Origin of the sequence: Bacillus sp. REN16, from assembly GCF_020731355.1 — a bacterium.
GTDB lineage: Bacteria > Bacillota > Bacilli > Bacillales > Bacillaceae_L > Ferdinandcohnia.
Map to the genome: position 1 here is coordinate 1 of NZ_JAJFZK010000038.1, position 14315 is coordinate 14315.

Genomic DNA, 14315 nt, shown 5'->3' on the forward strand with positions numbered 1-14315 from the left:
GGTTTCCGTCAAAATGAGGACAAAATATCTCGTCATTTTCTGGACATTTCATGATGTCATTAACAATATTGACTTAAATTTAGGACAATAATCTGCGAGAGAGACTATAAAATTAATAATAAATAGTTTTGTAATGAAAAAGAAGTTTAAGTACACTTAGGAGATGATAACTGAATAAAATAGGTATTTCGGCACTGTTCATTTCATTTAGGTGGGTTATATTAGGGTAAAAGACATAAATCGTACGAAAGGGCAAAGCCATTGAAAAGTGGCGGCGCAAAACTATAGGGGCTAAAATCCTAGGATTATGCCAGCCAGTTACCGAATACAAGAGCCTTCTACGATTTGTGAAATGCGATAGTAGGAGGTATTTTTTATGTTGTTATTTATTTTGGGGCTAACTTTAGGTAGTATCGCTTCAGTGATCATTATGAGCATAATGATAGTATCAAAGCGGGCAGATGAATTATCAGAAGAAATATAGGATCTAGGAAAAATTTTTGGAATCATTTGTAGGAATATTATTTAGTGGCAAACTACTTCAAATTGAAGCATTACGAAGTAATTGATAAGTGAAAAAACTAATATATTGTCATCGAGTATAAGTACATGTAATCTAGCATAATAAGCCGCCTTTCACAGCTAGGTGATTGGCGGCTTTTGTTTTGATTGAATTCCTAGGAAGATCAGGGATGTTATCCGTGATGCCTTAAATAATTGATGAATGATAGTTGGAATAATGATTGACATGAATATGATTAGCCAAGTATCCATATGTGTGTATGTTGCAAACAATGTTAGTAAAAAAATATGTAAATACATAATGGTTAATGATGATTCACCAATGATCGATAGGGTTTTATTCAAACCCTTTACAACCTCAAGTTTGTTTGAAATCCAAAAAACAAAAATAACAAACAATAGTGGTACCCCGATATCGATGAAAAGGTGGTTATAGACTTGATTCTTTATATCTAGTTTATAGACAAATAAGCCTCTGATATTTAAAAATATCAACACAATAATTAGTAATGCTGAGGGAAACGCAGCTTTTGAAATCAGGTGACTAATTTTACTCTCATATTCCTTGTAAAGATAGCCTATATAATAAAACACAAACGTAAATAGAATTGTGTTAATGTCCCATATGACGAAAACGTCATTAAAATGTATTGAATCATAATAGGATAAGAAGTAAAAGGTAATTGCTACGATGAACAGTACGATTTTACTATTTAGCAAAATTAACATATGAAAGATTACAGACAACACATATAAGCTCGTGATAAACCACAACACCCCGAAGGTCCCCTTTAAATATCGCCCACCTTTTAAGAAATACTCATAATGAATGTTAAAATCAGAAATTCCAAAAGTGTAGAATTGTAAGACTGACAATAAAACAAAAAAAGAAACATAGGGAATCAAGAGTGACTTTGTTTTTCGTGTCACAAAATGATTGGTTCTTTTATATAAATACCCGCTAATCAAAAAAAATAAGGGCATGTGAAACCAATAAAAGTAAGGAGACAATGACTCTATACCGGCATGTCCTATTACCACCGATATAATCCCAATCCCTTTAGCTATGTCCAACCATAGCTTTCTTTTCGTATTCAAGATGTATCTCCTTTCTATTGGAACAGAAGGGTCCATGTCCTTCAATTTAAATAGTCAATTCAAAAGCATAAATACAAAGCGAAAGTGCCATTAGGAATATATCATACGAGTGTTATTCATGTAAATAATAATTGTTTCTATATTACCCGCGTTGATTATGCAAATAAATAGGTCCTTTTGGCATTTTTATAGTACCAACGATGTATTTGTTTGAGTTCGTTTCACGGATATTTTTATTTTTTCATAGTATGAAAGAAAAGGAGTGGTAAGACATGTATAAAATTACAAGGGATTACATTAAAATCGGTAATTCTCGAAGTGGCCAACCCATAAAAAAAGTACTATTTATTGTGTCACATGATACTGCCAATCCAGGATCAACAGCCTATAACAATAGAACGTACTTTCACAATAGCCAACCAAGTGCGTCTGCGCATACATTTATTGACGATACCTATATATTAGAAATCATCCCATTAAATGAGAAGGCGTGGCATGTACAATATAACAAGCCTAAAGATAATCAACTGTTCGGTGCTGATGCAAATGATGCAGCTATCGGAGTTGAATTATGTTGGGGTTCCGGGATTAAGTTTGAGGAAGCGTACAAACGATATGTTTGGTACCATGCCTATCTTTGCAAAACATTTAATCTGGACCCTAGACAACATATTGTAGCGCACATGACATTAGACCCGGAACGCAGGACAGACCCAATTGGCGCTCTAAAAAGACATGGCATTACATGGGATAAGTTTATTAATGATGTTATGGCAGAGTTTCAAAGCGAGCCGAAAGGAGAATTGACTGTGAGAATAAAAAAAGGCGACAAAGGGGAAATGGTGAAACTCATTCATTTTTTCCTAACCTCATTAGGATACACACAGGTTAAACACGTAGAAATCGATGAGTTCCAAGACTTTACCGAAGACGCAGTGAAAAGGTTCCAACGAGACCAAAAGCTAACAAAACCCACGCCGGGCGTAGTAGACTTCGAAACCTTTAGTGCATTTGCAAAGGTACTGCACGTTTATTACAAAGATCGATTAAAGTAAACATGGGGACGGTTCCGCCGTTCCCCTATTTTTTTCCATTAAAATGAAACTGATATTGTAGGACAAAGTTATTAATTCGTTTTGTAAAGAAGCATGGGGATATACTTTTTCCGTAACTTATGGTCACAGTGACGCTCCGAGGTTTGTCGAAAATTGATAGATATATAGGGTAACGGGATATGATAAACTGAAATTGCAGCTGAATATGGGTCTTCACTTTTTGATCAACGTGATGAATGTCTTAGCTATATAGAAATTATTGAGGATGTTCGCTCCATGTACCCTTTTAAGCTTCACTTCATACTACAAGATGATTAGTAAACTTATCAAAAACAAATAAATTTGAATGCTAAATGTTATTAGTAAAACTACAATTAATTGAATATTAAGAAGGTGGAATTCTTGGACAATCTTTTATATTTCCCATACATATCAATTCCCAAAACACCATGGCTGTACAAATCATTATTATATTGGGATACAGTTGATACTATTACGCCAGAGCATTACTTAAGAAGACCGCAATTATTTGAGGGAACGTATATGACTGAGCTTCTAGAAGCGGAGTTAGTTAAACCGGTTTTGCCAATGAATTATATTCACGATATTCCAAATTTCAAAGAAGATTTCATATCCTACGTAGACAATAACTATGTTCCTAAAAAGGATTTATACAAAAGAAAAGATGGAAATTTAGTTTATGCTACAAGAATTCATTTCGAAAAAATGGATGAATTAGGGTTTGAGTTAGTGGAGAGGGAGTTGGCCTATCGAAGAGGTAGATGGTTTTTTATGCATCGGTCGGTGGCAAATGATTTTATGTTTTATTTGGCAAGCTTGATTGGTAATATACGAGCCAGCCAGCCTATTACTGATAGTGCAATACAATTAAAAACAAGAATGCCTGTAGGTAATCAAGAGCAAAAGACTTTTATTAATCGAGAAGGTTGGAGAAGAACTGTTTTAAACCATGCTTTTCCAACCCCTATTGAAATAACAACTGTGCGAGAACTTTATGAATTTAAACATAAACATGAAACGCAGCTAAAAAACTTTAGAAAGTACATTGAAAGAGAATTAATTAATATTGACTCTACACCTGTACATTTAAGAGAAGAGATGCTTCAAAATCTTCTATTAGATATAGAAGATGAAAAACAATCTATTACTGAAAAAATGAAGGGTAAATGGAATGTAACTGATATGGCTACCATTATTCAAATGACAGTAAATGCGGGAACGATTACAAATGCAATCCAAACTGGAACAAATTTAGCAATTGGAACAGCTTCGATCTCCCTTTTGGGCACAATATATTCTGCATTGAAAAAAGTAGGAAAAAACGAAGAAGACATTTTAAACAATCCTTTAGCCTATGCCTTTATTGCAGATAAAAGATGGGGAGGTAATAAGAGATGTCACAAATCTAAGTTTCTAGGTCACAGTGACGCCCCGGAGCGATTCGCATTGATGAAATAACAGGCAAAAAATTCGCCTTCTTTAGCAATCCTGATGACTTGCCTTTAGAAATTTACGAGGGATAGCTTTTTAAAGGGGGAACAAGATTGATATTTAGGGTAGAGGATGCGCTATCCATTAGAAAATGGCCTATCTATTTTTTAAGGATAGGCCTGTCCCTTTTTCTAAGCTTGTTAATACTCCTACGGATATATCTTTACCACCATGATTAGGTACTGTAGCTAAAAAGTTGATGTCCTCTTTTTTAAACTGGACATGCGAACCAGATGTACGTACTTTAATCCATCCATTTTTGATAAGTATTTTTTCCACTTTTTTAAATGTCATGTGTTGCCCCTCCAGACAATAATAAAAATCTCATAATAGGTTTATAGAAATTTTATTATGCTTTTAGGGTTTCATTAGGTGGCCAAAAGCCTTTTTAAGACCTTACCTCATTCGCGTATCTCACTAAAGTGGATAAATAATTTCTTAGCCAAATCATATTAAATTATTAATCTATTATTATATTATTCTATGTTTGTAGAAGTTTATAAGTGTTTCGAAAAATTGATTTAAAAATAGTTTTGTAATCGTCTGGATTCTACACACAACACATAGCACATTTATAGGGACAGAACTATTTTACTATATAAAAAATTCGTTCACAAGCTAACATATTGACACGTATTTAACACGTGTTATAATAAAATTGTTAAAATTATATAGAAAGAGGAATAAAAATGAATCAAAATTATACATATCCAATAGTATTAGACTTGTCTGATGCTGAATATGTCAATATTTTATTCCCAGATTTTGATAACGTTATGACGTGTGTATTAAAAAGCGAAGACTATATTAGTGCAGCACAGGATTTCTTGGCGTTAACAATTAAGGATTTTGAAGATGATCAAAGGGATTTGCCAAATTATTCGAGCCCTCAAGATATTGAATTAGGAGAAAACCAACAAATTATCTATGTAAACATATGGATGCCGTACCATAGATCTAAAATTAAGGACATTTTTGTGAAGAAAACTTTAACAATACCATCATGGCTAGATATACTGGCAAAGAAAAACAATGTAAATTTCTCTAAAATTTTAGTTAAAGCACTAAAAGATGAATTGAAACTTAAATAAAATAGAAAAGAAAAAAATTCAGCTCCAATAAGGATTTTGATGAATGGTTAATGAATCCTAGGTCACAGTGACGTTACTTCCCAGTCCATTGTCGGAGCCCCCCTGTGTAATCATCAAGTGACCGCATTTTTGATGAGGATAATAGGTGGTATTTGTTGAAATAAAAAAGTCCTCACACTGATGGTGAGGACTCCAATTGTTTTTAACCAATTTTATTCCTTTGTGTAACTTGATAATTGTGTAGCGTTACGCTTAATCTTTTAATGTCTCTAATGGATAAATCAATAAACTGGACACCGTATGCAACCGATTTTCCTTTAATATGATCTTCTCTTCTAATAATTTTACCTTTTAATTCGAATTCTTCATCATGGAAGGTAAAATTTATTTTCATGATAATATTGTATTTAACTGGGAATTCATAAGATGAATGAAACTTTAATCCGCCAATACTAATATCATTTATCATTCCATTGAAAGACTTATTTTTTAATGCTCCTAAAGAATGATTTCCAAAATCTATAAGAGTAAATGTGCTTTCTATCCCAGGAAGACCGATTCTAAAAGAATCTCTTTTTTCAAGGGACTTGAACTTTTTTACTTTCATTAGTTGACTTTTCAATGATTTATTATTGGTATGCAAAGTCTCAATTAAATGAGTTTGCTTGACTAATCTGCGTTCATCTCTAATGAATAAAATTAACAAAAAAACTAATAGTATAGTTTGCGAAAAAACAATGTAGTTCAAAAAATATCACCTCAATTAAACAACTTTAAGGGCTTTAGGTCGTCCTAATATAAAGCCTTGACCATATTTAACACCAATGGCTTTTGAAATAGCTAAATCCATTTCCGTTTCTAGTCCCTCTAGTACTAAATTAATATTATGATTATTCGTGTAGTGAAGAATGGTTTTGATTAATTCTTGTTTTTTGGGTTCACTATATAAGTTGTTAGAAAAATATTTATCCAACTTAACGAAATCAGGATCTAACTCAATTATTGATCGTAGATTAGAGTTCCCTTTCCCCACATCATCAATAGCAAATTTAATACCCTCTGATTTTAATTCGGCAATATTCTTTTTTAGATTCGAGAAATCGGTAATTGCTTCCATTTCACTAATTTCAAAGATGACTTGTTGACTAAAGTAGCTGTTATCGGTAATAATTTTCTTTATAAAGGGCANGCGAATCTAATTCATAAAGCTGTTTTTCTGTTCTTGCTAGGTTAAAAGTTTCTTCGGGATTTACATGATGTGAGGTTCTAAGAAGTCCTTCAAAACCTATCCTTGTCCATGTCTGCATATCAATAATAGGCTGGAAAAAGTGTGAAAATAATTCATTTTGTATCAACTTTGTAATCATTTTTAGTAATCACCTCCTTCGTTCTAATCTTCTGAACAAAAAAAGATGACTACACCGAATAAAACGGGAGTCACCTTTTCTCCACTAATTTCGGTAACCCGACTACCATTGCAAGATTGCCTGCTTTAGGTTCGTGGCTTTGCGTCCTTATCTTTCAATAAGTTTGCCTTTATCGTATAGCTCATTCAAATATAATACTTTTCCTTATATAGGATAAGACAAAAGTCGCACAATTTCAACAAAAAGTGACAAAATTAAACATGGAAACATGGGTGGAAACATGGGGACGGTTCCACTGTTTGCTTATTTTTTACATAAAGCAAATATTCATAGTGGGGTGTCACAACGATGCCCAGTATAGCTGGTACTTTATTACTAAAAAGGAATTATTATAATAGAATACCTATAAAACGATTTAAGAAAATCTGTACTAATCTGGCATTTTTTAAAAACTCCATTTTCAAACAAATGTTTGTTTAGCGATCTAGCTTAGTAATATCGCGAAACAACAAATTCAAACAAACGTTTATTTGATTTTTTCGAGTAAAGTATGAAGGATTGTGAAACCAACTGTTATACTATTAGTTTAGTAGTCTAAAATAGTGTCTACTGGATTCTTTCTTTAAAACTACTTAATTATGGTGCCTGTCACGCCCCGAAAATTGTCGAAAATTGATAGGTAATAAGAGAGGTAGGGTATGTTAAACTATATTAGCAACTGATATTGCAGGGTGGTTGGTTGTCGCACTTCTTTCTGGATCTTTAATGGATCGGAAGGGAGGTGATGATCATGGAAACATTTCTTGAATTTTTAAGGGAAATTCTGAAAGGGATAGTGCGTGAAACTAGCGCCTATTTTTTTCGGAAGAACATACTAGAAAACAAGAGAACCACCCCGCGCCGTAGGAAGCATGAGGGTGGTTCTCATAAATAAACTATTTTGACAACCACCACCCTGACGGTAGAGGTTGCAAGGGAGAAGTGTTAGCGCACTTCTCTTTTTATTATATGTCCATTATACCGCAAAGTATTCTGGTTTAAAAGCGGAAAAAGTGTCGGTGCCACTCACGCCCCGAACTTTGTCGAAGATTGATTCTTTTTGAATGAATAGGAAGGTGATAGAATGGAGGCATAGTAATCTGAAATAGATTCTGTAAATAACTTTTTTTTTCCGCGAATTTTTCTTCCTGCTTTATTTTTTCTTCCCATTTTGTTTCTTGCAACCTAGATTAAGTCATCATAGCAATATTCCTTAACGACATTTAAATTGGAGGTTGTTTTATGACAAAAAAAGTATCTAGTATTGGTTTGAAAGGGTTGGAGGGCTATCGAGTGCAAGTGGAGGTCAGAATACGCCCTGGCACGGAATCGATGGTGATTGTTGGTCTTCCCGATGCATCCGTAAAAGAATCAAGAGAAAGGGTAATTGCTGCATTAAGTTTTTTTGACATGGATGTTACGGATCAAAAGGTTGTGGTTAACCTTTCACCTGCGGAACAAAAGAAAAATGGACCGTTGTTTGATTTGGCAATTGCGATTGCTGCTCTGAAGGAACTTAATGTTATAAGAGCGGAAATCCCCATTGATACTGCCTTTATTGGAGCATTATCCCTTGATGGTGAAGTAGTTAAAGCCGAGGGAATGTTACCAGCCTTAGTTGCAGCAAAATCATTAGGAATTAAAAAGGTATATTTCCCTTTTGATCCAGTTATCCCTATTCATATGCTGCAGGGGATGGAATGCGTGGTAGTTCACCATATTGAAGAGGTTGTCCAAAACTTAGAAGGGCAGGAGAGTTTGACCTTTCATCACGTAACAACACCATTAAATGAAACTCCTCTTTTTTCTTATCGCCCACAAAAAGATTTCTGTCATGTCATAGGACACGAACAAGCAAAGCGGGCATTGGAAATTGCCGCCGCTGGCGAACATAACGTTCTTATGGGCGGTCCGCCAGGCTGTGGCAAAAGTATGCTGGCAGAAACCTTTCCATCCATCCTACCCCCACTAACAAATCAAGCGCAGTTAGAAGTCATCAGTCTATATCAGCTAGCCGGAGAGAAAATAATTTCCTATAACATGGCACCATATCGCCATCCACACCATTCTGCATCATCTGTGGCCATAATTGGTGGTGGTTCTACGCCAAGACCGGGAGAAATATCCTTAGCCCATCATGGGGTCTTGTTTTTGGATGAAATAGCGGAGTTTACAAAAAAGACTCTTGATATGCTGAGGCAGCCATTAGAAACAGGTGAAGTGACAATCAGTAGGGCACATTCGACTATAACGTACCCATCCTCTTTTATTTTGGTCGGTGCAATGAATCCATGTCCGTGCGGGTATCTTGGTTCAAATGATCATTATTGTACATGTTCATCAAAACACATTCAAAGCTACCAAAATCGTCTTTCAGGGCCAGTATTTGACCGAATAGATATTCTATTGTCATTAAAATCAGTTAATCTTGATCAACCAGCTAAGCTGTTGGAAACTTCGGAGGAAATCAGAGAACGTGTTCAAGTGGCACGGCAGCTTCAGTATCAACGCTATCAGACGGAAATCACAAATGCAAAAGTGCCATTTGAAATCATGACAGAGGTAAGCCCTTTGACTAATGAACAGAGGAAAATGCTTTCGAATGTGGCTGCGAAACAAAAATGGAGCAATAGAGTGCAAATCAAAATCATTCGTTTGGCAAGGACTATTTCCGACTTAGCCCAAGAAGAAGATATTAGCGATACAGCTATCTGGGAGGCAATGACGCTGAGAAGATGGGGAGTGCATAAGCAACAAAGTGTAGCGAGGGAAACATAATGTCACGACAAAAAAGAGTTTGGATTCCTACTTGTTATTATCATATTGTCTGTCGGGGCAACCGCCGTGATCCTCTTTTCCGGAATGCGAGTGATTTTCAAGCATTCTTACATATCCTAAATCAACTTCATGAAAAGTTTCCATTTGAACTAGCTTCCTATTGTTTGATGAATAATCATTACCATTTACAAATGAGGTCAAGGGAATTTCCGATATCCAAAGTGATGTCGCTCATTAACAAGCGGTACGCCAATTACTATAATACAAAATACCGCTTAACAGGCCATGTCTATGAAAAACGTTATTATGACAAAATAATTGAAGACAAAGAGGGAATGCTTGAGGTCAGTCGATATATTCATTTAAATCCTGTAGAAGCAAAAATGACAAAGAAGCCAGAACATTATCCATGGAGCAGCTTTTGTCTATTTGAGAAAGGCACTACCATCATATATAACAATAGAATATTGGCGTTCAAGTACTGACATGTGGCATTCAAAAATAGCTCTAAAAGTGAAAAATAAAAAACCTATATCTGCGATAGTTGGTAGCAGTAATTTAACAGGTCCAGCATTTTCAACAAACATGGGGACGGTTCCTATGTTCCCCTATTTTTTTCCAATAGACTTACATTGACGCCGAAGTTATTTAAACAAATGTTTGCTTGATGATTACCAACACAGCCACAACCGTTTCGAATTTCAAACAAGCGCTTGTTTGAAAGGTTTTTGGTGCTTAGATGCGGATAGTGGTTGAATCGATCATAAATAACTACTAAGGCACTTAAACGGGCACGGCAAATTCCTAATTGAATAATTCACGTAAGGAGGTTTCATCCTAAGCTTAGATAGTTTACTCACAAATGGAGGTAAGGCGAGGGATGAACAAAGAACGCATTGAAACAATTGAAAACAATGTAATCACAGCAGCTATCGGATTCATGATTGCCTATGTGATTGGGTCGTTTATATTTCATTATGATCTAGGATCAGGAGCGTTCTGGCAATTGCTAAAGTAGACTATGGTACTAGAATTATTCCGCCATTTAAACGCTGCTCAAATAGTCTTTTTTTATCTTCAAAGCTGTAAAACATGGGGACTGTTCCGTTGTTCGCCTATTTTTTTCCATCAGAATGAAAATATCTTCATAGAAATATAGATTCCTATTTTTATAGATTTATGGAATAGGACAATTTTCCTAATGAATACCCTTGTATTAAAAAGAGGTGGGTATTTCATCATGAATAAGCAACTGAAAATGATAAGGCTATCTCAAATCAGATTGGAAATAAGCTTTCGAGAAAATGAAAAGGACTTAGGGCTTAAATTAAGTATCCAAAGAGAAGGATTAAAAGTCCCGTTAATTGTTGAAGAAGAAAGCAAAAATCATTATGTATTAGTTGAAGGGTATCGTCGCTATTTTGCACTTGAATATTTGAATATTGAATATGCCGAATGTATTGTAGAAAACCCCACTTCTGAGAATGAAAGGATCCTAAAGCGGTTGGGGCTTGAACTTCAGTCTAAGAAAAAGACTTCCTATCAAATGGAGAGAATGATTTTTTCGTTATTACAGAACGGGTATGATGCTAAAACAATTGCAAGTTACTGTAGTGTGACAAAGGCAACAATTAGTAAATATATACACGGTGCCGGTGTGAATCCTGATTGGATTCGGAGAGGAGAAGAGGCTAATGTAGGAAGACATGTGTTTACTGCTATCCATAAATTAGATATAGATATAGATATTAAAGAAATAATTGTCGATCAATATATTAAAAAGACAATTACTAAAACAACAGTAGAGGCCATTAAAAAGGCAACTAATGAGAAAGCATTTCAGGATATACCTAAGGAAAAGATTCAAGATTGCATTGAACGGATTATGATGCATCAATCATTAAATAATAAAGTGGTAAAAGAAATTGTAAACGAAATTAGTTTACAGTCGGTGTATAAAAAAGAGAACCACTTATTTATGTATAAATTGTCTTTTCAATCACTTACAAAGGTTCAAACAATATTAAATTTAAGACATTTTACAGACTATTTAACTGAGTATCAAAAAAAGCAGCTGTTATTGGCAATAAATAAACTACTTCACACATTAAATCCCCCAAGTAAATGGACCGAATTCTCTGAAGATGGGAAACCAGACGAGGCTGATAATAACTTTAAACATTAAGTATCAGATAAAGGGTGGGTTTTGTTTGGTCCATCAAAAGAATAATGGTTATAATGCTAATTGTATGCATCAGGGTGACTCTTTAAAAAGGATGTTACTGTGCCGGAGTGTAAAAAAGGTGCCAGCCAATTAGTAGTAATGTGTTTCGATTTTCCGCATATATTTAGTTTTAAAGGCTATTATTGCGATAACTGAATAAGGACGGTGATGCCGCTTATGATAAAAGTGGAGCTAACTTTTGAACAGCTTCTATTTATTATCTTCTTAGCCAATAACCCTTTTTAACAGAAGGGAGTAACAGCACTGAAAAGTGTTGTTACTAAGAAGAGATAAATAAATTATACATAAGTGGCATCTTTTAATTTGTGTTATTTTGTACGCAGTAAAGTCAAAATTATGGTCACAGTGACGCCCTGATGTTATCATCTTCTGCTATAACTTAAATTTCATTCCTCGAATTTTATGGCAAAGGATAGAGACAGTTTTTCGATTCTGAATCCCTAGCTGCATTGAATACTGTGGGGTCCTTGGGAACTTTGGTAATGGCCGTAGTGAGAGCATTCCGGTGTAGTAGCTGGGCATTTTATGGCTAAAAACGGATTGGTATAGTAGAATAACTAATACGCAAATAACGGAAATCTGTACTAATTTGGCATTTTTCAAAAACCCCACATTCAAACAAACACTTGTTTAACGGTCTAGAGCAGTAATAGCGCGAACATTACATTCAATCAAACGTTTGATTGAATAAATAACGTAGGGAATAACCGTTTGTCTACCTAACTGTTATACAATTAATTTAGTAGCCGAATATAGTGGATGTGGGGCAGAAGGACAGGTTTTACTGTCCCAAAGTCAAATTATCCAAGGTGCTTATCTTTCTTCATCCGCTCCTCAAACAGCCTTTTTTTCTCATCAAAGCTAGGATTGTGTACAGGTTCCTTTGGGATAGAACATCCATATTCCCTAAGCTCTTTCATTTGTTCCACAATGATCCTTTTTTCTTTTGCGAAGTTGAAGTTATGTTCAGGCTTATCGTCCTGGCTACGATCATGAAACCAATCTGGAAGAAGTTCTTGTCTGGTCAGCTTTTTCATCGATGGGCGATTCATTTGATGTTTATAGGCAAGACGAGCTGCATGGACATCATCCAGGGTTTTATAACCTTTATCGACCCAGTCTCTTAGGATTGCTTCTACATAGTTCCAGCGCTTTGATGAATTTTCTACTGCTAGTTTCATAGCCTCGATTACGAGATTGTCAGATAAATCAGTACACCACGCATTTATTTTATCGGCTAGAAAACTTCCAATTGTTCCAAATCCATTTTGCTCGAAGAATTGGAACGGATCTTCTTTTTCGTTGTTTGGTTGTACATCTTTTGAAGAAGAAGAAGTCTCTGTTGTATTCTCTGTAGTAATCTTTGCAGTAATCTCTGGTATTGCACTGCTCATATTGGACACATCGTCTGTCCATGTTGAACACATCGTCTGTTCATTTTGAGCAGATGGGCTGTCCACTTTGGGCACATCGTCTGCCTGATTTGGACACATCAAATCTTTATGGTCCGGTTGAGGGGTTTCGTTCTTTGCTTCCACCTCGTTATTTTCGGCCGGTTTTAGTTCTTCTAGTTTTTCATAATTTATTGAGTACCATTTTGTGTGATCTATTTTCATTTTGTTGAAATTGCCGGGAGTGAGAAAACCGTTCTTTTCTAACTTCGAAATGGCCCTTCTAATTGTACTTTTTGAGATATATCCAATTTGCTTCGCTAATTCATCATACGTGATATATACCCATTTTCGTTCTTCGCGGATATTATCGGTACGCAGAAGCCAGTAATGGATCTGTTGAAGAATAACACTCTCATTTCGTCCAACCAGCGCTGCTAGTGTTGGAATAATAAGTAAAGGGCTCTCGTTTAGTAGTAGTTTTTCGTTCATTTGTGGTTGTCATCCTTTTTACGGTATTTTTTCGGGGGTTTGTTTTTTGGAACTAGGAAAAACGTGGGGACGGTTCCGCCGTTCCCCTATTTTTTTCCATTTCTAGGGCAGAGGGAAAGGCACAGATTAATAATGTGGGTATGTGCCAGACCCTTTGCCCGCTTAAATTCCTAGTGATGTATACGTTTGTATTCTATCTTGTGTTGCATATTGCAGGACGCACATAGCGGTACGTGTGTATTGTTTTTCTAGTAGATAGTGAGATTCGGTCATGGGTAGCTCTTGCTGATTTTTGAATTGGATTATGGATTGGGTTGTATTGCTTGTTTGTTGGGATGGTACGATCGCTTTTATATGGTGGTAGAAGATCCAGTTGCACTCAAACGCGGTAGGTGAGTGAGTGGGGAACGCGAAGATATTTCTACGAGGGTTAATAGGAATGGGTACCTTTTGAATCGCACCTGTTAAGTGAGTGACGGCTTTGCGTCTGCCTTCGTATGTGGCCCCGCCTTCAAGGCAGGCTGCCTTTATGATCTGTAATGGTGTCTGCCGGACATAGATGATTCGGTGCACTTCCTTGACAATCGCTGAGTACTCGATTTCCCTTGCAGGAAGGATTGCCATTGTTAGGGGGTTCACTTCATAGGTAGGATGGATTATTTTCATGTGTTCGCTCCTTTTTTGTGGTGGTGGTGCGGGGGATTTAGAATTACCGAGTTAATAAG

Annotated in this window: 14 protein-coding genes, 1 pseudogene and 2 riboswitches; of the genes and pseudogenes, 9 read left to right on the forward strand and 6 right to left on the reverse strand. The window is 35.7% G+C overall.

The genetic code is table 11. The features are described 5' to 3' along the window. The first annotated feature begins 241 nt into the window (after positions 1-241). Positions 242-326, forward strand: a riboswitch (cyclic di-GMP riboswitch). Positions 327-376: 50 nt separating this feature from the next. After that, positions 377-484 (forward strand): DUF3789 domain-containing protein, encoded by a 108-nt coding sequence (locus tag LKW28_RS23330; protein WP_420708928.1) that lies wholly within the window; start codon positions 377-379, stop codon positions 482-484. A 158-nt stretch (positions 485-642) separates the two neighbouring features. Here LKW28_RS23330 and LKW28_RS22255 read toward each other — a convergent pair whose 3' ends face one another. Then, positions 643-1656, reverse strand: a complete 1014-nt coding sequence (locus tag LKW28_RS22255) for an acyltransferase family protein (RefSeq protein ID WP_229142616.1) — start codon at positions 1654-1656, stop codon at positions 643-645. Between the two features lie 236 nt (positions 1657-1892). On the opposite strand from LKW28_RS22255, the pseudogene LKW28_RS22260 reads away from it, so the two are divergent. The 3 genes and pseudogenes from LKW28_RS22260 to LKW28_RS22270 form a co-directional block, all read left to right on the forward strand. Beyond that, a pseudogene (locus LKW28_RS22260) lies at positions 1893-2408 on the forward strand (N-acetylmuramoyl-L-alanine amidase family protein); the annotation flags it as partial. Positions 2409-2459: 51 nt separating this feature from the next. Continuing rightward, the gene (locus LKW28_RS22265) at positions 2460-2675 is read left to right on the forward strand and encodes a peptidoglycan-binding domain-containing protein (RefSeq protein ID WP_229142628.1); all 216 of its coding nucleotides are present in this window, start codon (positions 2460-2462) and stop codon (positions 2673-2675) included. Positions 2676-3077: 402 nt separating this feature from the next. After that, positions 3078-4154 carry a hypothetical protein gene (locus LKW28_RS22270; protein ID WP_229142617.1) on the forward strand — a complete coding sequence of 359 codons (1077 nt, stop codon included), beginning with the start codon at positions 3078-3080 and terminating at the stop codon, positions 4152-4154. A 129-nt stretch (positions 4155-4283) separates the two neighbouring features. Here LKW28_RS22270 and LKW28_RS22275 read toward each other — a convergent pair whose 3' ends face one another. Beyond that, positions 4284-4481, reverse strand: coding sequence for a type II toxin-antitoxin system HicA family toxin (locus LKW28_RS22275; RefSeq protein WP_229142618.1), 198 nt, complete (start codon positions 4479-4481; stop codon positions 4284-4286). A 395-nt stretch (positions 4482-4876) separates the two neighbouring features. Here LKW28_RS22275 and LKW28_RS22280 point away from each other — a divergent pair, with 395 nt between their 5' ends. Further along, positions 4877-5278, forward strand: coding sequence for a type II toxin-antitoxin system HicB family antitoxin (locus tag LKW28_RS22280; RefSeq protein WP_229142619.1), 402 nt, complete (start codon positions 4877-4879; stop codon positions 5276-5278). Between the two features lie 202 nt (positions 5279-5480). Here the strand turns inward: LKW28_RS22280 and LKW28_RS22285 are convergent, their stop codons facing one another. Together LKW28_RS22285 and LKW28_RS22290 are read right to left on the reverse strand one after the other, a co-directional pair. Beyond that, positions 5481-6026 carry a PilZ domain-containing protein gene (locus LKW28_RS22285; protein WP_229142620.1) on the reverse strand — a complete coding sequence of 182 codons (546 nt, stop codon included), beginning with the start codon at positions 6024-6026 and terminating at the stop codon, positions 5481-5483. A gap of 15 nt (positions 6027-6041) precedes the next feature. Next, positions 6042-6395, reverse strand: coding sequence for an EAL domain-containing protein (locus tag LKW28_RS22290; RefSeq protein WP_229142621.1), 354 nt, complete (start codon positions 6393-6395; stop codon positions 6042-6044). A 339-nt stretch (positions 6396-6734) separates the two neighbouring features. Further along, a riboswitch (cyclic di-GMP riboswitch) is annotated at positions 6735-6823 on the reverse strand. Positions 6824-7926: 1103 nt separating this feature from the next. Here LKW28_RS22290 and LKW28_RS22295 point away from each other — a divergent pair. The 4 genes from LKW28_RS22295 (at position 7927) to LKW28_RS22310 (ending at position 11647) form a co-directional block, all read left to right on the forward strand. Next, positions 7927-9462 (forward strand): YifB family Mg chelatase-like AAA ATPase, encoded by a 1536-nt coding sequence (locus LKW28_RS22295; RefSeq protein ID WP_229142622.1) that lies wholly within the window; start codon positions 7927-7929, stop codon positions 9460-9462. Then, entirely contained in the window at positions 9462-9947 is a 486-nt protein-coding gene (locus LKW28_RS22300; RefSeq protein WP_229142623.1) for a transposase, read from the forward strand. Before LKW28_RS22295 ends, LKW28_RS22300 begins: the two co-directional genes overlap by 1 nt. Before the next feature lie 395 nt (positions 9948-10342). Continuing rightward, the gene (locus tag LKW28_RS22305; RefSeq protein ID WP_229142624.1) at positions 10343-10480 is read left to right on the forward strand and encodes a hypothetical protein; all 138 of its coding nucleotides are present in this window, start codon (positions 10343-10345) and stop codon (positions 10478-10480) included. 222 nt (positions 10481-10702) lie between these two features. Then, positions 10703-11647: a ParB/RepB/Spo0J family partition protein gene (locus tag LKW28_RS22310; protein WP_229142625.1), complete on the forward strand. Its 945-nt coding sequence runs from the start codon at positions 10703-10705 to the stop codon at positions 11645-11647. Between the two features lie 860 nt (positions 11648-12507). Here the strand turns inward: LKW28_RS22310 and LKW28_RS22315 are convergent. Further along, a complete protein-coding gene (locus LKW28_RS22315) occupies positions 12508-13590 on the reverse strand; it encodes a DnaD domain protein (protein WP_229142626.1) in 1083 nt (360 codons plus the stop codon). 162 nt (positions 13591-13752) lie between these two features. After that, positions 13753-14256, reverse strand: coding sequence for a competence protein ComK (locus tag LKW28_RS22320; RefSeq protein WP_229142627.1), 504 nt, complete (start codon positions 14254-14256; stop codon positions 13753-13755). Between the last annotated feature and the right edge of the window lie 59 nt (positions 14257-14315).

Coding starts and splice junctions, on each gene's coding strand:
- LKW28_RS22320 (WP_229142627.1), bottom strand. CDS start 14,256: ATGAAAATAATCCATCCTACCTATGAAGTGAACCCCCTAACAATGGCA.
- LKW28_RS22290 (WP_229142621.1), bottom strand. CDS start 6,395: ATGGAAGCAATTACCGATTTCTCGAATCTAAAAAAGAATATTGCCGAA.
- LKW28_RS22275 (WP_229142618.1), bottom strand. CDS start 4,481: ATGACATTTAAAAAAGTGGAAAAAATACTTATCAAAAATGGATGGATT.
- LKW28_RS22280 (WP_229142619.1), top strand. CDS start 4,877: ATGAATCAAAATTATACATATCCAATAGTATTAGACTTGTCTGATGCT.
- LKW28_RS22300 (WP_229142623.1), top strand. CDS start 9,462: ATGTCACGACAAAAAAGAGTTTGGATTCCTACTTGTTATTATCATATT.
- LKW28_RS22265 (WP_229142628.1), top strand. CDS start 2,460: ATGGTGAAACTCATTCATTTTTTCCTAACCTCATTAGGATACACACAG.
- LKW28_RS22310 (WP_229142625.1), top strand. CDS start 10,703: ATGAATAAGCAACTGAAAATGATAAGGCTATCTCAAATCAGATTGGAA.
- LKW28_RS22305 (WP_229142624.1), top strand. CDS start 10,343: ATGAACAAAGAACGCATTGAAACAATTGAAAACAATGTAATCACAGCA.
- LKW28_RS22255 (WP_229142616.1), bottom strand. CDS start 1,656: ATGGACCCTTCTGTTCCAATAGAAAGGAGATACATCTTGAATACGAAA.
- LKW28_RS22315 (WP_229142626.1), bottom strand. CDS start 13,590: ATGAACGAAAAACTACTACTAAACGAGAGCCCTTTACTTATTATTCCA.
- LKW28_RS22295 (WP_229142622.1), top strand. CDS start 7,927: ATGACAAAAAAAGTATCTAGTATTGGTTTGAAAGGGTTGGAGGGCTAT.
- LKW28_RS23330 (WP_420708928.1), top strand. CDS start 377: ATGTTGTTATTTATTTTGGGGCTAACTTTAGGTAGTATCGCTTCAGTG.